Below are 20,534 nucleotides of genomic sequence, written 5' to 3' on the forward strand. Positions count from 1 at the left end.
GACATGACACAGGATTGGCGGGACCGCTGGCGGGAAGGCCGTATCGGCTTTCACCGCGAGGACACGCACCCGACGCTGGTGCGCTTCTGGCCGCAGCTCGGGGTCAAGCCTGGCGCCAAGGTGCTGGTGCCGCTGTGTGGCAAGAGCCTCGACATGCGCTGGCTGGCGCGCCATGACCACCCGGTGCTGGGCATCGAGCTGGCCGAGCAGGCGATCGAGCAGTTCGTCGCCGAAGGGCGGGGGCCGTGTCGCGCTACCAGCAGGAACCATTCGCGATCTGTCGCCAGGGCAGCGTCGAACTCTGGTGCGGCGACTTCTTCCACTTCCATATCGAGCAGGCGGCGGAAATCGGTGCCTTCTACGATCGTGCCGCACTGATTGCGCTGCCGCCAGCCACGCGCCAGCGCTATGCCTTTCATCTGGCGCAGCTGATCCCACCCGGGGCGAAGGGGCTGCTGATCACTCTGACGCGCCCCGATGCCGGCGGCCCGCCTTACAGCGTGGCCGCCGACGAGGTCGTTGAGCTGTTCGAGCCCAATTTCGAGATCACCCACCTGGACGACGGCGACCCGGAGCCCGGCAGCGGCTTTCGTGAAAGCGCCTGGGCGCTGGTGCGGCGGGGCCGAATCACTGAACCCCCTCGGCCCTTGCGCTAGCGTGCCAGCAGCTGGGCCAGCTCGGGGTCGCTGAAGGCGCGGTCCAGGGCGTCGCCGATCAGGTCGTTGAGCATGCGCGCGTTGGTCTCGCGGTCGGGGCGTACGGCGTAGCTCTGGGTGCGGCGTGAGGTGTAGGTGCCGGTGTAGGTGTTGCCGCGATTGACCGCCTTCGCTTCCAGCACGGCTTCCAGGCGTGCCTCGTCGATCACCGGGCGGCTGTCGCCCTGCTCGTAGCCCAGGTGCAGCAGCGTCAGCGTCAGGCTGGGGCGGCCGTCGGCGGGCTCGGTAGTGGGCGAGAAGCCCATGTCGCGCACGGCGCGCTCGGCTTCGCGCTGCAGACGCGGGACCAGCTCGTGGGCGCTGACGCTGATCACGGCCGTGGACATGGCGCTGCCGGTGCGGGTGCCGATCACTTCACCATGCCGGTCGTCGACCGCCATGACGGTAATCGCCTGGCCGCCTCCGGCCTGCGGGACCGGCGTGCTGCGCTGTGGATCGAGCTGCAGATAATGCGGCTGGCGCAGCCGGCCAGCAGGGCGCCTGCCAGCAGCGTGGCGCCGGCACGCAGAAGATGACGTCGATTCATTCCGAGCCTCCCGGGTGTCAGGTTGAACAGGTCAGACGGGCATGGCGCTGCCACCGTTGACGCAGGGGCGAGTATATCGGCAGCCGCAGCGCCGCAACAGCGTTGCCTTGCAGCGTCGAGTCGTGGCTACAATGGAGCCTTCACCGGGGAAGTCGCCATGATTCGTTGTGCCGTTGCGTCGGATATACCCAGTCTCGTCGATATCTGGCTGCGTGCTTCCCGCCAGGCGCACGGCTTCATCCCGGCCGAGTTCTGGGCCCAGCGCGCCGAGGCGATGGCGCAGCACTACCTGCCGGGTGCCGAAACCTACGTGCTGGAGGTGGGAGGGCGCGCCATCGGCTTCGCCGCGCTCCAGGGCGACCACCTCGAGGCGCTGTTCATCGACCCCGAGGTACAGAGCTTTGGCCACGGCACTCACCTGATGGCCCATGCCATGGCACGGCGAGAGAGAATTACGCTGTGCGTCTATTCACGCAATGTGCGCGCCGTCTCTTTTACCGCCGGCTGGGCTTCCAGGCCCTCGAAGAGCGCCCCGAGCCGCTCAGCGGCGAAAACGAGACCCTGATGGCCTGGTCGCGTCAGCCGGCCCAGGGCTGACGCCACCATGGCGTGCTAGGAGGCGAGGGCGTGGCGCCGCGGTGCGGCTACCTGCGTCTCGGCGGGAAATCGGTGCCACCGGCGCGGCACGATGAACAGGCGTGCGCCGCGCGACAGCGCCAGGCGCTCGTAGTCAGCATGGCTGATGGTGGCAAGCCAGGGCTCGGCCATCCAGCTCGCTTCCAGCTCCACCCGGACCTCCGCCCCCACCGGGGAGATCGCGGTCACCGTGGCCGGCAGGTGGGCAGCCGCAGTGGGCGCCTTGGCCAGTTCGATCTCGTGGGGACGCAGCAGCAGCTCCTCCGTACCATCGGGGATTTCCACCGCGAGCCTGGCCTCGCCGCAGGTCAGCACGGCGTTGCGAACCGTGCCCTCCAGATGATTGACGTCTCCCAGGAACTCGAACACGAAGCGGTTGGCCGGATGGCGATAAAGCGTATCGGGGGTGTCGATCTGCTCAATGCGGCCGTTGCTCATCACGACCACGCGGTCGGACAGCTCCAGTGCCTCTTCCTGGTCGTGAGTGACGAACAGGCTGGTGAAGTTCAGCTCGTCGTGCAGGTGGCGCAGCCAGCGGCGCAGCTCCTGGCGCACCTTGGCGTCCAGCGCGCCGAACGGCTCGTCGAGCAGCAGCACGTCGGGCTTCAGCGCCAGCGCACGCGCCAGGGAGACCCGCTGCTGCTGACCGCCCGAGAGCTGGGCGGGATAGCGGTCGGCGAGCTGCTCGAGCTTGACCATCTCCAGCAGGCGGTGGACCTGGCGGCGAATCTCGCCGGTGGAGGGGCGGCTCTTGCGCGGCATCACGGTTAGGCCGAAGGCCACATTGTCGAACACCGTCATGTGCCGGAACAGGGCGTAGTGCTGGAAGACGAAGCCGATGCGGCGGTCGCGCACGTGCAGGTGGGTGACGTCGCGATCGCCGAACAGGATGCGTCCGCCGGGTGCGCGGTCGGCCGTTTCCAGGCCGGCGATGATGCGCAACAGCGTGGTCTTGCCGGAGCCGGAGGGGCCAAGCAGCCCGACCAGCTCGCCCTCGTGGATCTCGAGGTTGACCGGCTCGAGGGCGCGACTGCGACCGAAGTGCTTGCCTACGTTGTGCAGGTGGATGCTCATGGCTCAACCTCCCGGCGCGCGGCGCGCCATTCCAGGCCGGCCTTGGCGGCCAGCGTGAGCAGGGCGATGAGGGCCAGCAGCGACGCGCTGGCGAAGGCGCCCACGGTATTGTAGTCCTGATAGAGCTGTTCGAGGTGTAGCGGCAGCGTGTTGGTCTGGCCGCGAATGGCGCCGGAAACCACCGAAACCGCACCGAACTCGCCGACCGCCCTGGCATTGGTCAGGATCACGCCGTAGAGCAGCGCCCAGCGGATGTTGGGCAGGGTCACCCGGCGAAAAATGGTCCAGCCCGGGGCGCCCAGCGTGACGGCCGCCTCCTCCTCGCGGGAGCCCTGCGCCTGCATCAGCGGGATCAGCTCGCGGGCGACGAAGGGGCAGGTGACGAAGATGGTCACCAGCAGGATGCCGGGCCAGGCGAACATCAGTTGGATGTCATGGCCGTCGAGCCAGGCGCCGAGCCAGCCGGTGCGGCCGTAGAGCAGCAGGTAGACCAGCCCCGCCACCACCGGCGACACGGCAAAGGGGATGTCGATCAGAGTCTGCAGGATGCGCCGCCCCGGAAAGCGGAAGCGTGTTACCAGCCAGGCCAGCGCTACGCCGAACACCAGGCACACCGGAATGGTCAGCAGCGCGATGAACAGCGTGAGGCCGATCGCCGCGAGGGTGTACTCGTTGCTGATATTGGCCCAGAACACCCCGACGCCCTGCGCGAAGGCCTGGGCGAAGATCGCCACCAGCGGCAGCAGCAGGAACAGGGCGGCCAGCACCAGTGCGGCGCCGACCAGAGTGCGTCGGGCCCAAGGGGCGTCACCGATCCGTTGCATCAGCCGTGTCCTCCATGCAGACGCTTGATGAAGCGGCCCTGCCACACGTTGATGGCGAGCAGCAGTGCCAGCGAGACGAACAGCACTACCGAGGCGATGGCGGAAGCGCCGGCATAGTCGTATTCATGCAGCCGCACGAAGATCATCAACGCGGTGATCTCGGTCTCGTAGGGCATGTTGCCGGCGATGAAGATGATGGCGCCGAACTCGCCCAGCGAGCGTACGAAGGCGAGCCCGGTACCGGTGACCAGGGCTGGCCACAGGTGGGGCAGGATCACGCGGCGAAAGGCGGTGAGGTCCGAGGCACCCAGAGTCAGGGCGGCTTCGTCCACCTCGCCCGGCATGTCCTCCAGCACCGGCTGCACCGTGCGTACCACGAAGGGAATGCTGGTGAAGGCCATGGCCAGGGCAATGCCGACCCAGGTGTAGGCCACCTGGATCCCGAGCGGTTCCAGCAGCTGGCCCATCCAGCCGTTGCTGGAATAGAGCGTGGCCAGCGTAATGCCCGCCACGGCGGTGGGCAGGGCGAAGGGCAGGTCCATCAGGGCGTCGAGCAGCCGCTTGCCGGGGAACTCGTAGCGCACCAGCACCCAGGCCAGCAGCAGGCCGAAGGCGGCGTTGACGATGGCAGCGAAGGCGGCGGCACCGATGGTGACGACATAGCTCGCCACCACGCGCTCGTCGGTGATGATCGCCCAGTACTCGGCCAGGCTCAGGCCGGCCAGCTGGCCGAACAGTCCGGTCATCGGCAGCAGAAGCATCAGCGAGACGAAGGTCAGGCTGATGCCCAGCGAGATGCCAAAGCCGGGCAGCACCCGCTTGGGGGTGCTGCCGAATCCGAGTGAAAAGGTGCGTTGCGTCATCAGCCGGTCACTTTTGCTGGATCAGCGGCGGCGCTGGAGCTGGTCGAGCAGGCCGCCATTGCCGAAATGGGTTTCCATCGCTTCTTCCCAGCTGCCCGCGATCTCCTCGACCAGCAGCAGCTCGGTTTCGGGGAATTGGTCGGCGAACTCTTCGACGACCGTTTCGTGGTGCACGCGGTAGTTGAAGCCGGCCAGCTGGCGCTGGGCCTCTTCGCTGTAGAGATACTCCACGTAGGCCTGGGCCAGCTCCAGGTTGCCGTTGCGCTCGGCGTTGGGGGCCACGACGGCGACCGGGAATTCGGCCAGGATGCTGACCGGCGGCACGATGACCTCGTAGTCGTCGCTGCCGTACTCCTGGCGGATGTTGTTGACCTCGGATTCGAAGCTGATCAGCACGTCACCGAGGCCGCGCTCGATGAAGCTGGTGGTGGCGCCGCGACCGCCGGTGTCGAACACCGCCACGTTGCGCAGGAAGGTGCGCATGTAGTCGTGAACCTGCGCCTCGTCGCCGTCGAACTGCTGCTGAGCGAAGCCCCAGGCGGCCAGGTAGGTGTAGCGGCCGTTGCCCGAGGTCTTGGGGTTGGGGAAGACCATCTTGACGTCTTCACGCACCAGGTCGTCCCAGCTCTCGATCCCCTTGGGGTTGTCCTTGCGCACCAGGAAGGCGGTGGTGGAGTAGTAGGGCGAGGCGTTGTTGGGCAGCTGTTGCTGCCAGTCCTCGGCGACCAGGCCGGCGTCGGCGAGCACCTGGACGTCGGTCACCTGGTTGTAGGTGACCACGTCGGCGCGCAGCCCCTGCAGGATGGCGCGGGCCTGGGCCGACGAGCCGCCGTGGGACTGCTGGATGCGTACCGCCTCGCCATGCTCGTCCTGCCACTGATTGCTGAACGCCGGGTTGATGGCGGCGAAGAGTTCGCGGGCAATGTCGTAGGAGGAGTTGAGCAGTTCGCGATCGGCGGCGAGTGCCGGGGTGGCCAGGCCGACGCCCAGGGCGACGGCAAGCACAGTGCGGCGAAGTGTGTTGAGCAGGACCATGCGGCGATCTCCAGCGGAATTCGGGTGATGGGTGCAAGGGTAAGGCTGCAAAGCAGGAATTACAATTATCGTTTTTATTCTATTTTGAAATATGACTGTTGCGCTTTGCCTGCCCCGGCCGGTGTCTCGAATTGTTGTCGCCAGTGCGTCAACGGCCTTGGCGGTTTTTGGTAGCATAGGGGCTCTTTCCCGAGCGACCGCCTGGACGACCATGACCGACGCCACCCGCGACTTCCTCATTGCCCCCTCGATTCTCTCTGCAGACTTCGCTCGCCTCGGCGAGGAGGTCGACAACGTGCTGGCCGCCGGTGCCGACATCGTCCATTTCGACGTCATGGACAACCACTACGTGCCCAACCTGACCATTGGCCCCATGGTCTGCCAGGCGCTGCGCAAGCATGGCGTCACGGCGCCGATCGACGTGCACTTGATGGTCAAACCGGTCGACCGCCTGATCGGCGATTTCATCGAAGCCGGTGCCAGCTATATCACCTTCCACCCTGAAGCGTCCGAGCACATCGACCGTTCGCTGCAGCTGATCCGCGACGGCGGCTGCCAGGCCGGGCTGGTGCTCAACCCGGCCACGCCGCTTGCCTGCCTCGACTATGTGATGGACAAGCTCGACATGATCCTGTTGATGAGCGTCAACCCGGGCTTCGGTGGGCAGGCCTTCATTCCCGGTACGCTGAACAAGCTGCGCGAGGTGCGCCAGCGTATCGATGCTTCCGGCCGCGCCATTCGCCTAGAGATCGATGGCGGCGTTAAGGTGGAGAACATCGCCGAGGTCGCTCGTGCCGGAGCCGATACCTTTGTGGCGGGCTCGGCGGTGTTCGGAGCGGCAAGCGACGCCGACCCGCACCGCTACGACAGCGTGATGCGCCGCTTCCGCGAACAGCTTGCCACCCTGGAGGCTCCTACCACGTGAGTGCAGCGCCTGCGCCGTGGTACCTCTATATGGTCGAGACGGCCAAGGGAAAGCTCTATACCGGTATTACCACCGACGTGCATCGCCGCATCGCCCAGCATGAGGCGGGGCGGGGGCCAAGGCGCTGCGCGGCTGCGGCCCTGGCGCTGCGCCATTTCGAGGCCGTGGGCAGCCAGGGCGAGGCGCTGCGCCTGGAAGCTGCGATCAAGCGCCTGTCGGCGGCGCAGAAACGGGCCTGGCTGCAGCGGCGGCCGCCCAGCGAGGAGACAGCATGCACCCCATCCTGAAGGACATCGAGCTGGTCAGTTTCGACCTGGACGGCACCCTCGTCGATTCGGTACCCGACCTGGCGGCGGCCGTGGACGCGGTGCTGGCCGAGTGCGGCCTGCCTCCGGCCGGGGAGGCCGGCGTACGCAACTGGGTCGGCAATGGTTCGCGCAAGCTGGTGGAGCGAGCCCTGGCCGCCGCCGATGGGCCGCCCGCGACAGCGGAGCGCCTGGCGCAGGCGCACGAGCGCTTCCTTCACCACTATGGCCTGGCGCCGGTGCAGCGCACGCGGCTCTACCCCGGCGCGCGCGAAGCGCTCGATGCCCTGCGTGAACGGGGGCTGATCCTGACGCTGGTGACCAACAAGCCGTTCGCCTTCATCCAGCCGATCCTGGCGCATTTCGCACTGGAGTCGCACTTTACGCTGTGCCTGGGGGGCGACAGCCTGCCACAGAAGAAGCCGGACCCGGCGCCATTGCTGCACTCGGCGGCGCATTTTGCCATCCGTCCCGATGCCTGCCTGATGGTGGGCGATTCGCGCCACGACATCGACGCCGGGCGCGCCGCCGGCTTTCGCACCCTGGCGGTACCCTACGGCTACAACCACGGCGAGCCGGTACGCGACAGCCGGCCCGACGCCATGGTTGAGACCCTCGATGCACTCGTCACGCCATTTCCCCATCCATCTGCGAGGACCCGGGCATGATGTCCGCTCAACGTTTCCGTGAATTGGCCGAGGCTGGCTACAACCGCATACCGGTCACCCGGGAGGTGCTGGCCGATCTCGACACGCCGCTGTCGACCTACCTGAAGCTGGCCGACGAGCCGTGGACCTTCCTGCTGGAGTCCGTGCAGGGCGGCGAGAAGTGGGGGCGCTATTCCATTATCGGGTTGCCGTGCCAGGAACGGATCGAGGTGCGCGGCTTCCGAATTACCCATGTGAAAGCGGGCGAGCCGCCGCAGGATCACGAGGAGGCCGACCCCTGGCCTGGATCGAGGCGTTCCAGGGGCGCTTCCGGGTGCCGCGCCTCGACGACCAGCCGCGCTTCGACGGGGGCTGGTCGGCTACTTTGGCTATGACACCATCCGCTACATCGAGCCACGCCTGCGCGGCGTGGAGAAGCCCGACCCGCTGGGGGTGCCCGACATCCTGCTGATGGTCTGCGACGAGCTGGTGGTGTTCGACAACCTCTCTGGTCGCCTGACGCTGTGGACCCACGCCGACCCGGCCGCCGAGGAGGCCTACGCCCAGGCGGTAGCCCGCCTGGAGGGGCTGGAGCGACGCCTGCGTACCGCCAGCCCGCAGGCCGCCAGCCCCGGTACCGGGCGCAGCGCGGTGGAGGAGGGGCACTTCACCTCCGGATTCACCGAAGCGGGGTTCAAGGCGGCGGTCGACAAGATCAAGGAGTACGTGCTGGCGGGCGACGTGATGCAGTGCGTGCCGTCGCAGCGCATGTCGATTCCCTACCAGGCCTCGCCGCTCGACCTCTACCGCGCCCTGCGCAGCCTCAATCCGTCGCCCTACATGTTCTTCTTCAACCTCGACGATCACCACGTGGTGGGCTCCTCGCCGGAGATCCTCACCCGGCTCGAGGATGGCGAGGTCACCGTGCGTCCGATCGCCGGCACCCGCATCCGCGGCCGCACGGAGGAGGAAGACCGGGCGCTTGAGGCCGACCTGCTGGGCGACCCCAAGGAGGTGGCCGAGCACTTGATGCTGATCGACCTGGGTCGCAACGATGTCGGGCGCATCAGCGAGACCGGCACGGTCCGCGTCACCGACCAGATGAGCGTGGAGCGCTACTCCCACGTCATGCATATCGTCTCGAACGTTACCGGGCGGCTGAAGGAGGGGCTCTCCGCCATGGACGTGCTGCGCGCCACCTTCCCCGCCGGCACCCTCTCGGGGGCGCCCAAGATCCGGGCGCTGGAGATCATCGACGAGCTGGAGCCGGTCAAGCGCGGCATCTACTCGGGGGCGGTAGGCTACCTCTCGTGGCACGGCAACATGGATACGGCGATTGCGATCCGTACCGCGGTGATCAAGGACGGCGTGCTGCACGTGCAGGCGGGCGCCGGCGTGGTGGCCGACTCGGTGCCCGAGCTCGAGTGGCAGGAGACCCTGAACAAGGGCCGCGCCATCTTCCGCGCCGTGGCGATGGCCGAGAAGGGGCTGGACAACCTCTAGCCGGTGCGGGGCCGCAGCTCAGCCCCTCGCTCACGACGTGTCTCAAGCGGTGTGTCGCTAACGCCTCGCCTCTGGCAAGCCCCTTGGCAGGGCGGCTCGGAGCGAGGCGATCAGCCCGCTTCTGGTGTCGCCTTGGGCTTCTTTTCGTTGGCCCCCTGCGCTTCACGCGTTGGCCCCTCGGGCTGCTGTTCGGACTCGCCGAGAGCATCGCGGATCAGGCGCGCATTGTGGCGCATCATGGCGATATAGTTCTGCGCCGGGCCGCCCGCTTCGCTGAGGGAGTCCACGTACAGCGGGCCGGCCATTTCGATGCCGGTGTCCCTGGCGATGCTGCGCATGTAGCGATCCGATACGGTGCTTTCCCAGAACAGCGCGGGCGGCTCGGTCTGCTCGATGCGCTGCATGATCCGCATGACCTGGTGCGGTGCGCTGGCGCTCTCGGCGTTGGACCCCCAGATGCTGTCGTGGCGGAAGTCATAGGCGTCGGCAAAGTAGACGAAGGCGGCTTCGGAGGTGATCAGCAGGCGCTGCGACTCGGGAATGTCGGCCAGCGTCTCGAGCAGCTCCTCGTGCAGCGAGGCCAGGGCGTTGCGGGCGGCTTCGGCGCGAGCCTGGAAGCTTTCGGCGGCGGCGGGGTGGAGCTCGCTCAGCTGCTCGGCGATAACGTCGATATAGGCTGACACTGCCCGCGGGTCCATCCACAGGTGTGGATCGGGTTCCCCGGTCAGCTCGCCGGTGATGATTGGCTGGGTGGGGTAACCGCTGGCCTCGGCCAGGGGAACGATGCGGGCACGGTTGCCTACCGTGGCATAGATCTGGCGGATCCACTGTTCGAGCTGATAGCCGTTGTAGAACACCAGGTCGGCGTCTTCCATCGCGATGAAGTTCTGGGGCGTCAGCTCCCACTGGTGAACTTCGGCGTCGGGCGGCGTCAGCACTACCAGATCGATGTGGTGTCCGCCGACTTGATGCACCAGGTCGCCCAGTACTGAGAAGGAGGCAATCACCTTGGGGGAGGCCGCTGCGGCTGGAATGTTGCCTGCCATGGCAACAAAAGGAACGGCCAGCCAAGCAAGGGCAGGGCGTGTAAAGCGCATCGTCAACCTCCTTTTTGCGAAAGCGCATGGGCCGATGATAGAGGCTAGGCTCCAAGCTGGCCAGCCGCGCCTCTTGGCGACCGGTATCGTGCCAGATGCTAGCCAGGCCGCCTGGCGCGTTGACAGTCAGGACTCGGCGGCGGCACTATGTAGCCATGAACGCTTTGAATCGACTCTCATGCTTTGCCCAGTGGTGGCGCTCCTGACCAGGGGCGGCACGCTGACGAATGAAAAAAATGCCGCCGTCGGGGCGGCTTTTTGTGTCCGAAGCAGACCCGCACGGCTGGCCGAGTTGACACTTCCTAGATGCTTTCTCGCTTGAACAGGACCTCATCGCCATGTCCGTGCTGATGATCGACAACTACGACAGCTTTACCTTCAATGTGGTGCAGTACCTGGGCGAACTGGGCGCCGAGGTGGTGACCTACCGCAACGATGCCATCACGCTGGAAGAGATCGAGGCGCTGGCGCCCAGCCACCTGGTGATCTCGCCTGGCCCGTGCACCCCCAACGAGGCGGGTATTTCCCTGGCAGCGATACGTCACTTCGCCGGTCGGCTGCCGATCCTGGGGGTCTGTCTCGGGCACCAGGCCATCGGCCAGGTCTATGGCGGCGAGGTGGTACGTGCGCCCCAGGTGATGCACGGCAAGACCTCGCGCATTCGCCACGGCGGGCAGGGCGTGTTTGCCGGCCTTGAGGACCCGCTCGAAGTCACGCGCTATCACTCGCTGGTGGTCAAGGCAGAAACGCTGCCGGAGTGTCTCGAGGTCACCGCCTGGACTACCGAGGATGACGTGACGCCGGGCCTGGTCATGGGCCTGCGCCATCGCGAGTTGGATATCGAGGGCGTGCAGTTCCATCCGGAGTCGATCCTGACCCGCCAGGGCCATGAACTGCTGGCCAATTTCCTGAAGCGCCGCTGACCCGCCTGAAAGAGGAGACCCTGACCATGCAGATGCGTGATGCCATCGCCGCGGTGATGCGCCGTGACAACCTGAGCTTCGACGACACCCACGCGGTGATGCAGCAGATCATGACCGGTGAGGCGACCGATGCGCAGATCGGCGGCCTGCTGGTGGGCCTGGCCATGAAGGGCGAGACCGCCGAGGAGATTGGCGCCGCCGCCCAGGTCATGCGCGAGCTGATGAAGCGGGTGCGCCTGCACGCCGAGAACGTGGTCGACATTGTCGGTACTGGCGGCGATGGTGCCAACCTGTTCAATGTCTCGACCGCCTCCAGCTTCGTGGCGGCCGCGGCCGGCGCCCATGTGGCCAAGCACGGCAACCGCAGCGTCTCCTCCTCCTCCGGCAGTGCCGACCTGTTCGACATGGCCGGCATCCATCTCGACCTCAAGCCGGAGCAGGTGGCGCGTTGCATCGAGCAGGTGGGAGTCGGCTTCATGTTCGCGCCCAACCATCACCCGGCCATGCGCTTCGCCATCGGCCCGCGTCGCGAGATGGGCGTGCGCACTCTGTTCAACATCCTTGGACCGCTGACCAACCCGGCCGGCGCCCCCAACCAGGTGCTGGGGGTCTACTCCGCCGACCTGGTGCCGCTGATGGCCGAGGTGCTGCGCCAGCTGGGCAGCCGCCACGTCATGGTCGTTCATGCCGAGGATGGCCTGGACGAGATCTCCCTGGCCGCGCCGACCCACGTCGCCGAGCTCAAGGACGGCGAGATTCGCCGCTATACCATCGCCCCGGAAGATTTCGGCATCGAGCGCCAGGCGCTGTCGCCGCTCAAGGTGGTCAGCGCCGAGGACAGCCTGCGGCTGGTACGCGAGGCGCTAGTGGGCGACGGGCCGGCGGCCGACATCGTGGCCCTCAACGCCGGGGCGGCGCTCTACTGTGCGGGTATTGCCGATACCTTGAAGGAAGGCGTGCTGATGGCACAGGATGCCCAGGCCTCAAGGCTGCCACTGGAAAAAATGAAGGAACTGGCGGACTTCACCCGCGTGCTGGTTTCCTGAGCCCCCAAGCGGCAGCCGGCTGCCGCCTCAATGAGACAACATCATGACCAAGGATGCCCCGACCATTCTCACCCGTATCCTGGCCCGCAAGGACGAGGAGGTGGCCGAGCGTAGCCGCGCCGTGTCCGAAGCCGAGCTGCTGGAGCTGGCCCAGCGCCAGAGCGCGCCCCGTGGCTTCATTGCGGCCCTCGACCGGCGCATTGCCGAGGGCGACCCGGCGGTAATCGCCGAAATCAAGAAGGCCTCTCCTTCCAGGGGCGTAATCCGCGAGAACTTTCATCCCGCCGAGATTGCCGCCAGCTACGCTGCCGGCGGTGCCGCCTGCCTCTCTGTGTTGACCGACGCCGACTTCTTCCAGGGCCACGAGGACTTCCTCGTCGCCGCCCGCGACGCCTGCGAGTTGCCGGTGATCCGCAAGGACTTCATCACCCACGGCTACCAGGTCAGCGAGGCGCGTGCCATCGGCGCCGACTGCATCCTGCTGATCGTCGCCGCGCTGGAGGATGCCCGCATGGCCGACCTCTACCAGCAGGCGGTTGCGCTGGGCATGGACGTGCTGGTCGAGGTGCACGACGCCCTCGAACTCGAGCGTGCGCTCAAGCTCGGCATTGGCCTGGTGGGCATCAACAACCGCAACCTGCACACCTTCGAGACCCGCCTGGAAACCACCCTGGAGCTGCTGCCGCGCATTCCGGCAGGCGTCACCGTGGTCACCGAATCGGGCATCCACACCCAGGCCGATGTGCTGCGCATGCGTGAACACGACGTGCACGGCTTTCTGGTGGGCGAGGCCTTCATGCGTGAGCCCGAGCCGGGCCAGGCGCTGCGCCGGCTATTCTACTGAGCGTCGCGAGCCAGGGAGGTATCAGCGGTTGAACAGCCACAGCAGCGCCGACAGCGCCAGGCTGATCAGGATCATCGTCGTGATGGGAAAGTAGAACGAGAAATTCTCACGGCGGATGGCGATATCGCCGGGCAGCTGGCCGAAAGGTAGCCTGGAGAGCCAGGGCCACAGCAGGCCGATGGCGACGATACACAGGCCGATGACGATCAGGGTGCGAGACATCCTGCTCCTGCTCTGGTGATTTCGAAGTGAGTGCGATTCGAAAGGCCGGCGGTGATTCCGCCGGCCTTTCTCGTCTGCACGCGATCTACCAGCTCAGCTGGCGCAGGCGGGCCAGCAGGCCCTGCAGCGGGTGCGGCAGGGCCTGGCCGGAGAGGCGGCTGGCCTGGCTGCGGCAGGAGTAACCGGTGGCCAGCAGGCGGCCCCGGTTGGCCGCGTCCTCGACCACCGGCTGCCACGACTGGGCGTAGATGGTCTTCGAGGTTTCCCGGTTGCGCGCTTCGTGGCCGTAGGTGCCGGACATGCCGCAGCAGCCGCTGGCGACGAGTTCGAGCTCGAAGCCGAAGGCGGCGAACACCTGCTGCCACGCCTTGGGGCTGCCCGGGGCGTTGGTCTTCTCGGTGCAGTGGGAGAGCAGCCGGAAGCTCGGGTCGTCGAGTTTCTCGAGCTCCCGGGCCAGGGCCGGCGGCACCAGGCGCTTGCCCTGAGCCAGCAGCCACTCCTGCAGCATCAGCACCTCGGGCACGGCAGCGGGGCCCAGCGCCTTCACGTACTCCTGGCGGTAGGTGAGGGTCATGGCCGGGTCGATGCCCACCAGCGGCACGCCGAACTCGGCCAGGGCGCGCAGCCGCCGCGCCTGCTTCTCCGCGGTGCGCTCGAAGGCGCCGAGCGAAGCCCTGCACGTGCAGCGGCTTGCCGTTGGCCGTGTAGGGGGCGACGAACACCTTGATGTCCAGGCGCGAGAGCAGCTCGACGATGTCCATCACCAATTCTGCCTCGAAGTGGCTGGTGAAGGCGTCCTGCACGAGCACTACGCTTCTGGCCTTCTGCGCCTCGCTGAGCAGGCCCAGCGAGATCGGCGTCGCCTCGGCGACACCCCAGGCACGCAGCTGCTTGGTCAGCCGTGCGCGAGAGAGGCGCGGGCTGTCGACCAGGCCGACGTGCTGGGACAGCAGGCGGTCCACCAGGCGCTGATTCAGAGCGGCGTTGTACAGCGGCGCGGCATGGGCGAGATAGGGTACGAAGAACTCCATTCCGCCGATCAGGTAGTCCCGCAGCGGGCGCAGGTAGCGGCCGTGGTAGACCTCGAGGAACTGCGAGCGCGAGTCCGGCACGTTGACCTTGATCGGGCACTGGCCGGCGCAGGACTTGCAGGCCAGGCAGCCCGCCATGGCGTCGTAGACCTCATGGGAAAAGTCGGCCTCGCCGCGGCGGCGCCAGGTGTTGCGCGCCCGCGCCGGGAACGAGGTGATGAAGCCCCACACCCCTCGCGCTTCTTCTTGCGCGACTCCTCGACCAGGTCGATCCCGGCCTTGCCCTGCAGGCGCAGCCACTCGCGGACGAGGCTGGCGCGTCCCTTGGGCGAGTGGATGCGGTCGCGGGTCGCCTTCCACGAGGGGCACATGGCGTCGTCGGGATCGTAGTTGTAGCAGGCGCCGTTGCCGTTGCAGTACACCGTGGCGGCGTGGGCCTGCCAGGCGCGCTCGTCGATTTGGCGGTCGAGCTGGCCGCGGGTGGGCACGCCGTCGATGGTCAGCAGACCCGGGTCGACCCACTTCACCGTATCCTCGCTGACGCTAGTTGTCGACGCTGTGCCCGCGGCTTCGGGCGGGATGGAGGGCTTCGCGGCGTCGGGTGGTATGGAGGGAGTCGCGATCTTGCCCGGGTTCAGCTGATTGTGCGGGTCAAAGGCGGCCTTGACCCGCTGCAGGCTGGGGTAGAGCTCGCCGAAGAACTTGGGCGCATATTCGGAGCGCACGCCCTTGCCGTGCTCGCCCCACAGCAGGCCGCCGTACTTGTGGGTCAGCTCGGCCACCTCGTCGGAGACTTCACGGATCAGCCGCTCCTGTGCGGGTCCTTCATGTCGATGGCGGGGCGCACGTGCAGCACGCCGGCATCGACGTGGCCGAACATGCCGTAGCTGAGCCCGCGAGCGTCCAGCGCGGCGCGAAACTCACTGATGAAGTCGGCCAGATGCTCCGGCGGCACCGCGGTGTCCTCGACGAAGGGGATCGGCCGCTTCTCGCCCTTCTCGTCGACCCTGGCATTGCCCAGCAGACCCACGGCGCGCTTGCGCATGCCGTAGACCTGCTGGATCTGGGCGCCCCCTGGGCCAGGGTGTAGCCGAGGCGCGGTACGCTCTCATCCGCTTCCAGGTGACGACAGAAGGCGGCCACCCGCTCGGCAAGCCGTTCTGGGTCGTCGTCATTGAATTCGATCAGGTTGATGCCGCGGATGGCCACCGCCTGGCGCTCGGCCGTGACGGTATCGCCCTCGGCAGATCCCTGGGGCGCCTCGCTGGGAAAGAACTCCGCCACGCTGTCCCAGACGAAGTCCTCCATGGCCAGCAGCAGCACCTTGTCATCCACCGTCTCGATGGAAGTGGGTTTCGCCGCAGAAGCCATCAAGGCCTTGGCGTCGCGCAGGGCATCCATGAAGCCCGCATAGCGCACGTTGACCAGGGTCGAGTGCTTGGGAATCGGCAGCACGTTGAGTACCGCCTCGTTGAGGAATCCCAGCGAGCCCTCCGAGCCGCACAGCAGGCTGTTCATGTCGAGGCGGCCCTGCGCGTCCCTGAGATGCGCCAGGTCGTAGCCGGTCAGGCAGCGGTTGAGCGGCGGGAACTTGGCCGCGATCAGCTCGCGCTGAGTGTCGATGATTTCCCGCGCGGTGCGGTAGGCATTGCCGATCGCACCGCTGTGGCGGCAAAGCGTCTCCAGTTCAGTGTCGTTCACCGGACGGCTGACAAGCCGCTCGCCGCCGAGCAGCACGCTGTCGAGCTCGAGCACGTGGTCGCGGGTCTTGCCGTACTCGCAGCTGCCCTGGCCGCTGGCGTCGGTGGAGATCATGCCGCCGATGGTGGCGCGATTGGAGGTGGAGAGGTCCGGGGCGAAGAACAGGCCGTGGGGCTTCAGCGCCGCGTTGAGCTGATCCTTGACCACGCCGGCCTGTACCCTTACCCGGCGGTTCTCGACGTCGATCTCGACAATCCGGTTCATGTGACGCGACACGTCCACCACCAGGCCGTCGGTGAGCGACTGGCCGTTGGTGCCGGTGCCGCCGCCCCGGGGCGTGAGCGCCACCTGGCGATGCTCAGGCTCGGCGGCGAGGCGGGCAATCAACGCGAGGTCTTCGGCATGGCGCGGGAACAGCGCCGCCTGGGGCAGGCGCTGGTAGATCGAGTTGTCGGTGGCCAGCACCGTGCGGCTGGCGTAGTCGGGGGCGATCTCGCCCTCGAAGCCTGCCGCCTTGAGCGCCTCGAGGAAGCGCAGGTAGTGGGGCGCCAGCTCGGCGCTGTGGCGCGAGTCCTTGATGTCCAGTCGTGCAATCATGGTGTCGATTCGTTCGGTGACGCTGCCGGGCGGGCAGGCAGGGAATAGGCGTCTACTTTATCGCGAGAGGGGTGCCGCGCACCCCGCAGGCCTGCCGACGTGGCACCTTGGCGGCCTTTTGCCTACAATGTTCCGCCGTTTTTCCGTCTTTTACCGTTTCGCTTTCAGGGGCTGGACGCCATGCTCGATCCCAAACTGCTGCGCAGCGACCTTGCTTCGGTCGCCCAACGACTGGCCAAACGTGGCTTTACCCTCGATACCGCACGGCTCGAGGCGCTGGAGTCCCGGCGTCGTGAGCTGCAGACCGAGACCGAGTCCCTGCAGAACGAGCGCAATACCCGCTCCAAGGCGATCGGCAAGGCCAAGGCCGCTGGCGAAGACATCCAGCCGCTGCTCGACGAGGTGAGCGATCTCGGCGACCGCCTCGATGCCGCCAAGCGCCAGCTGGCCGAAGTGCAGGAGGAGTGGGACGCGCTGGTCAGCGGCATTCCCAACCTGCCCCACGACAGCGTGCCGGCAGGGGAGAGCGAAGAGGACAACGTCGAGCTGCATCGCTGGGGCACGCCGCGCGAGTTCGACTTCGAGGTGCGCGACCACGTCGACCTGGGCGGGCTGAAGGGCGAGCTGGACTTCGAGCTGGCGGCCAAGCTGACCGGCTCACGCTTCGCCGTGCTGCGTGGGCAGATCGCTCGCCTGCACCGCGCGCTGACCCAGTTCATGCTCGACAAGCAGACCCTCGAGCACGGTTACGAGGAGTGCTACGTCCCCTACATGGTCAACGAGGCCTCGCTCTACGGCACCGGGCAGCTGCCTGAGTTCGGCGAGGACCTGTTCCGGCTCGACGACGAGCGCGGCTTCCACCTGATCCCCACCGCCGAGGTGCCGCTGACCAATTTCGCTCGCGACGAGATTCTCGACGCCAAGGCGCTGCCGCTCAAGCTCACCGCCCATACGCCCTGTTTCCGCAGTGAAGCGGGCTCCACGGCCGCGACACCCGCGGCATGATTCGCCAGCACCAGTTCGACAAGGTCGAGATGGTGCAATTGGTGGAGCCGGAGCAGAGCTACGCGGCGCTGGAGGAGATGCGCGGCCACGCCGAGGCGATCCTGCAGGCGCTGGAGCTGCCCTACCGGGTGATGACGCTGTGTACCGGCGACATGGGCTTCGGCGCGGCCAAGACTTACGACCTGGAGGTGTGGCTGCCGAGCCAGCAGACCTACCGCGAGATCTCCTCGGTGTCGAACTGCGAGGACTTCCAGGCGCGGCGCATGCAGGCGCGCTTCCGCCACCCCGAACACAAGAAGCCGCAGCTGCTGCATACCCTCAACGGCTCGGGCCTGGCGGTGGGGCGCTGCCTCATCGCGGTGATGGAGAACCATCAGAACGCCGATGGCTCCATTACCGTGCCTGAGGCGCTGCGCCCTTACCTCGGCGGCATCGCCACCCTCAATTCTCGATCTCCCAGCTGACGCTGACCCCGCCTCGATGACGATCGTCCCTGGGCGGTACTCGACCTGGCCGGTGCTCTCGCGGGCATCGGCGCTCATCGCCATCATGCGCGGCATATAGACGGGTGAGCGCGTCTCGCTGATCGTGGCCACCGGGCCCAGCGAGACGTTCAGGGTGCGTGCCATCAGCTCGGCCTTGTGGCGCGCCTTCTCCAGCGCCATCACCAGCGCCTCGTCGGTGGCGGCAGTGCGATCCGCCAGGTCGTAGCTGATGGCGTCGAGGGCGTTGACCCCGGCGGCGGTCAAGGTGTCGAGCAGGCGCGGCAGGCGCTCGAGGTCGTCGACGCGCACCTGGAAGGGCCGCTCCACCCGAGTGCGCATCAGCAGCTCGCTCTCCTCATCGCCGCGACGCGGCGCAGGCACATATTCCGGCTGCACGTTGAGCGAGCCGGCGCTCAGGTCGTCGCGTGCCACCCCGGCTTCCTCTAGGGCCTGGATCAATGCCGTGGCGCGCTGCTCCAGTTGGTCGCGGGCTTGGCGCAGGGCGTCGGGGTCCGTCTGCTCGTCGCTGTAGGCCAGGGCAGGCGTGCGCTCCCACAGGCGTGCGCTGAGCGTGGCGCGGTCGGGCACGACATCGAGCTGGGCTTCGGCCTGCACGTCCAGGCGGGCGCGCGGCTGGTCGGCCTGGGCCAGCATGGCGGGCAGCGTCACTGCAGCCAGCAGGCCGCCCAGCAGCAGAGAGCGAAGGGGAGTCGGAATCATCGAAAGGCCTCCTGGCGACAAGGGGCAGATAGGGGGAGCGGCAGGCGCAGCGGCCGGGAGGCTGTGGAGCTGCCGGTCGGGCGAGTTTGTGCCTCCGCCCGCTTGGGGTCATGATAAGCAGGACACGCCAGACAAGGATAGATGGCATGCTTTACCGTGATGACAACGTGCGCTACGGACGTCCGCTTACCTTGACGCTTTCACTGGCCGCGCTGGTGGTGATCATCGCCGGCATTCGCGCCGGTGCCGATCTGCTCATTCCGCTGCTGCTGGGATTGTTCATTGCGGTGATCTGCACGTCGCCAGTGAACTGGCTGCGCCGGCTGGGAATCACGCCGCCCATTGCCGTCCTTATCACCCTGCTGGTAATTGGAGGGTTTCTCCTGCTGGTGGGGCTGCTGGCGGTCAATGCCTTCGGTACCTTCATCGAGGCCCTGCCAGGCATCGAAGACCAGCTCTACTACCAATACCTCAACCTGCTCGACAGTCTGGCGGCCATGGGGCTTGCCATCAATCCCGATACCCTGGCGGGCCTGGTCGAGGGTGGAGAGGAGAGCGGCTGGCTCTCGGCCTTGCTGGGCGGGATCGGCAACCTGCTGATGCAGAGCATGGTGGTCGCGCTGCTGGTCATCTTCATGCTGTTCGAGACGCTCAATTTTCGCCGCAAGGTTGCCCAGGCGCTCGACGATCCGGAGGCCAGCCTGCGCCGCTTCCAGGAGTTCAGCCTGACCCTTAAGCGCTACCTGGCGGTCAAGACCTTCGTCAGCCTGCTCACCGGTATCCTGGCTTGGCTTGCCTGCGTGCTGGCGGGCGTGGATTTCCCCTGCTGTGGGGCGTGCTGGCCTTCGCCCTCAACTACATTCCCAACATCGGTTCGGCCATCGCAGCCTTGCCGCCGGTCCTGCTGCTGCTGGTTGCCCAGGGCGGCGGGCTGGTGCCGGCTTTCGGCCTGGCCATGGCCTACCTGGCGATCAACTTCGTGCTTGGCAACCTGGTGGAGCCGCGGCTGATGGGGCGGGCGCTGGGGCTCTCCACCTTCGTGGCCTTCCTGTCGCTGGTGGTGTGGGGCTGGATGCTGGGGGTGGTGGGAATGCTGCTCTCGGTGGTGCTGACCATGACACTCAAGATCGCCCTCGACAGCCATCCGCAAACGCGCTGGATCGCCCATCTGCTAGGGCCGGGGCAGCGTCCGATCTCCGATAGCGTGGCGCCGGACGCCGGCCGGCCGATGCCGAAGGCGCAGGGCAGGGCGGTAGAAAACGCGACGCCCCGGACGGAGCCGGAGCGTGACGACTGAACGGTAACAACGAGCCTGTGACGGCTGGCCGGCGGGTGGCAACAAAGGCTCTGGTGCGCCGGGGCCTGCGCTTAGACGTTCTGGTCGATGAACTGGCTCAGCTGCGACTTGGACTGAGCGCCCACCAGTGAAGCGACCTTGGAACCCGACTTGAACAGCATGACCGTGGGTACGCCACGTACGCCCTGTTCGGCGGCAATTTCCGGGGCGTCGTCCACATTGATGCTGACCACCTTGAGGTTGCCGGTACGCTCCTCGGCCACCTCGTCGATGACCGGGGCCATGACCTTGCAGGGTCCACACCAGGGGGCCCAGAACTTCAGCAGCACCGGCTGATCCGCTTTCAGTACTTCCTGCTCGAAGTTGGCGTTGGTGACATCGACGTTATTGGTCATGTGATTCTCCAGTTACGTTGCGCTGCATCGAGCGAATCGGATGGCACGCCAATGGCATGCTGGGCCGGCAGATGTTAGCGGCCGCCAGGGATGCTGGCAATGCAAGGCGGCCTGCCT

14 protein-coding genes and 7 pseudogenes are annotated in these 20,534 nt (G+C 66.9%); 11 read left to right on the forward strand and 10 right to left on the reverse strand.

Going from position 1 to position 20,534, the window contains the following annotated elements:
* Positions 1-3 precede the first annotated feature (3 nt).
* A pseudogene (locus ACUDAL_RS03485) lies at positions 4-656 on the forward strand (thiopurine S-methyltransferase).
* On the opposite strand, the pseudogene ACUDAL_RS03490 reads toward ACUDAL_RS03485, so the two are convergent.
* Positions 653-1,242, reverse strand: a pseudogene (locus tag ACUDAL_RS03490) (YajG family lipoprotein). The pseudogenes ACUDAL_RS03485 and ACUDAL_RS03490 overlap by 4 nt on opposite strands.
* Before the next feature lie 157 nt (positions 1,243-1,399).
* On the opposite strand from ACUDAL_RS03490, the gene ACUDAL_RS03495 reads away from it, so the two are divergent.
* Entirely contained in the window at positions 1,400-1,807 is a 408-nt protein-coding gene (locus ACUDAL_RS03495) for a GNAT family N-acetyltransferase (RefSeq protein WP_444677156.1), read from the forward strand.
* A 47-nt stretch (positions 1,808-1,854) separates the two neighbouring features.
* On the opposite strand, the gene ACUDAL_RS03500 is transcribed toward ACUDAL_RS03495, so the two are convergent.
* The 4 genes from ACUDAL_RS03500 to cysP are packed head-to-tail and all read right to left on the reverse strand — an operon-like array spanning position 1,855 to position 5,674.
* The gene (locus ACUDAL_RS03500; RefSeq protein ID WP_444677157.1) at positions 1,855-2,952 is read right to left on the reverse strand and encodes a sulfate/molybdate ABC transporter ATP-binding protein; all 1,098 of its coding nucleotides are present in this window, start codon (positions 2,950-2,952) and stop codon (positions 1,855-1,857) included.
* Positions 2,949-3,776, reverse strand: coding sequence for a sulfate ABC transporter permease subunit CysW (gene cysW / locus ACUDAL_RS03505; protein ID WP_444677158.1), 828 nt, complete (start codon positions 3,774-3,776; stop codon positions 2,949-2,951). Before cysW ends, ACUDAL_RS03500 begins: the two co-directional genes overlap by 4 nt.
* A complete protein-coding gene (gene cysT, locus ACUDAL_RS03510; protein ID WP_444677159.1) occupies positions 3,776-4,639 on the reverse strand; it encodes a sulfate ABC transporter permease subunit CysT in 864 nt (287 codons plus the stop codon). Before cysT ends, cysW begins: the two co-directional genes overlap by 1 nt.
* A gap of 21 nt (positions 4,640-4,660) precedes the next feature.
* Positions 4,661-5,674 (reverse strand): thiosulfate ABC transporter substrate-binding protein CysP, encoded by a 1,014-nt coding sequence (gene cysP, locus ACUDAL_RS03515; RefSeq protein WP_444677160.1) that lies wholly within the window; start codon positions 5,672-5,674, stop codon positions 4,661-4,663.
* Between the two features lie 211 nt (positions 5,675-5,885).
* Between cysP and rpe the strand changes: the two genes are divergently transcribed.
* The 4 genes and pseudogenes from rpe to trpE all read left to right on the forward strand — a co-directional run bounded on the left by rpe (position 5,886) and on the right by trpE (position 9,054).
* Positions 5,886-6,599, forward strand: coding sequence for a ribulose-phosphate 3-epimerase (gene rpe, locus ACUDAL_RS03520; protein ID WP_444677161.1), 714 nt, complete (start codon positions 5,886-5,888; stop codon positions 6,597-6,599).
* Complete coding sequence (locus ACUDAL_RS03525) at positions 6,596-6,886, forward strand: GIY-YIG nuclease family protein (protein ID WP_444677162.1); 291 nt, start codon at positions 6,596-6,598, stop codon at positions 6,884-6,886. Before rpe ends, ACUDAL_RS03525 begins: the two co-directional genes overlap by 4 nt.
* Entirely contained in the window at positions 6,871-7,572 is a 702-nt protein-coding gene (locus ACUDAL_RS03530) for a phosphoglycolate phosphatase (RefSeq protein WP_444677163.1), read from the forward strand. The genes ACUDAL_RS03525 and ACUDAL_RS03530 overlap by 16 nt, the downstream gene beginning before the upstream one ends.
* Positions 7,569-9,054: pseudogene (gene trpE / locus ACUDAL_RS03535) on the forward strand (anthranilate synthase component I). The gene ACUDAL_RS03530 and the pseudogene trpE overlap by 4 nt, the downstream one beginning before the upstream one ends.
* Positions 9,055-9,164: 110 nt before the next feature.
* Here the strand turns inward: trpE and ACUDAL_RS03540 are convergent.
* On the reverse strand, positions 9,165-10,151 hold the full coding sequence (locus ACUDAL_RS03540) for a metal ABC transporter solute-binding protein, Zn/Mn family (protein ID WP_444677164.1): 987 nt from the start codon (positions 10,149-10,151) through the stop codon (positions 9,165-9,167).
* 338 nt (positions 10,152-10,489) lie between these two features.
* On the opposite strand from ACUDAL_RS03540, the gene ACUDAL_RS03545 reads away from it, so the two are divergent.
* Genes ACUDAL_RS03545 through trpC form a run of 3 tightly spaced genes read left to right on the forward strand, consistent with a single transcriptional unit; the run spans position 10,490 to position 12,964 of the window.
* Entirely contained in the window at positions 10,490-11,074 is a 585-nt protein-coding gene (locus ACUDAL_RS03545) for an anthranilate synthase component II (RefSeq protein ID WP_444677165.1), read from the forward strand.
* Positions 11,075-11,100: 26 nt separating this feature from the next.
* The gene (gene trpD / locus ACUDAL_RS03550; protein WP_444677166.1) at positions 11,101-12,120 is read left to right on the forward strand and encodes an anthranilate phosphoribosyltransferase; all 1,020 of its coding nucleotides are present in this window, start codon (positions 11,101-11,103) and stop codon (positions 12,118-12,120) included.
* A 43-nt stretch (positions 12,121-12,163) separates the two neighbouring features.
* Positions 12,164-12,964 carry an indole-3-glycerol phosphate synthase TrpC gene (gene trpC, locus ACUDAL_RS03555; protein ID WP_444677167.1) on the forward strand — a complete coding sequence of 267 codons (801 nt, stop codon included), beginning with the start codon at positions 12,164-12,166 and terminating at the stop codon, positions 12,962-12,964.
* Between the two features lie 21 nt (positions 12,965-12,985).
* Here the strand turns inward: trpC and ACUDAL_RS03560 are convergent, their stop codons facing one another.
* On the reverse strand, positions 12,986-13,186 hold the full coding sequence (locus tag ACUDAL_RS03560) for a DUF2905 domain-containing protein (RefSeq protein ID WP_444677168.1): 201 nt from the start codon (positions 13,184-13,186) through the stop codon (positions 12,986-12,988).
* 85 nt (positions 13,187-13,271) lie between these two features.
* Positions 13,272-16,515: pseudogene (locus tag ACUDAL_RS03565) on the reverse strand (FAD-binding and (Fe-S)-binding domain-containing protein).
* 180 nt (positions 16,516-16,695) lie between these two features.
* Here ACUDAL_RS03565 and serS point away from each other — a divergent pair.
* A pseudogene (gene serS, locus ACUDAL_RS03570) lies at positions 16,696-17,984 on the forward strand (serine--tRNA ligase).
* 69 nt (positions 17,985-18,053) lie between these two features.
* On the opposite strand, the pseudogene ACUDAL_RS03575 reads toward serS, so the two are convergent.
* Positions 18,054-18,725: pseudogene (locus tag ACUDAL_RS03575) on the reverse strand (SIMPL domain-containing protein); the annotation flags it as partial.
* A 146-nt stretch (positions 18,726-18,871) separates the two neighbouring features.
* On the opposite strand from ACUDAL_RS03575, the pseudogene ACUDAL_RS03580 reads away from it, so the two are divergent.
* Positions 18,872-20,022 (forward strand): annotated as a pseudogene (locus tag ACUDAL_RS03580) (AI-2E family transporter).
* A 71-nt stretch (positions 20,023-20,093) separates the two neighbouring features.
* On the opposite strand, the gene trxA reads toward ACUDAL_RS03580, so the two are convergent.
* Positions 20,094-20,417 (reverse strand): thioredoxin, encoded by a 324-nt coding sequence (trxA, locus tag ACUDAL_RS03585; RefSeq protein WP_444677169.1) that lies wholly within the window; start codon positions 20,415-20,417, stop codon positions 20,094-20,096.
* Positions 20,418-20,534: the final 117 nt, after the last annotated feature.

It is taken from the genome of Halomonas sp. E19 (assembly GCF_052439355.1).
GTDB lineage: Bacteria > Pseudomonadota > Gammaproteobacteria > Pseudomonadales > Halomonadaceae > Halomonas.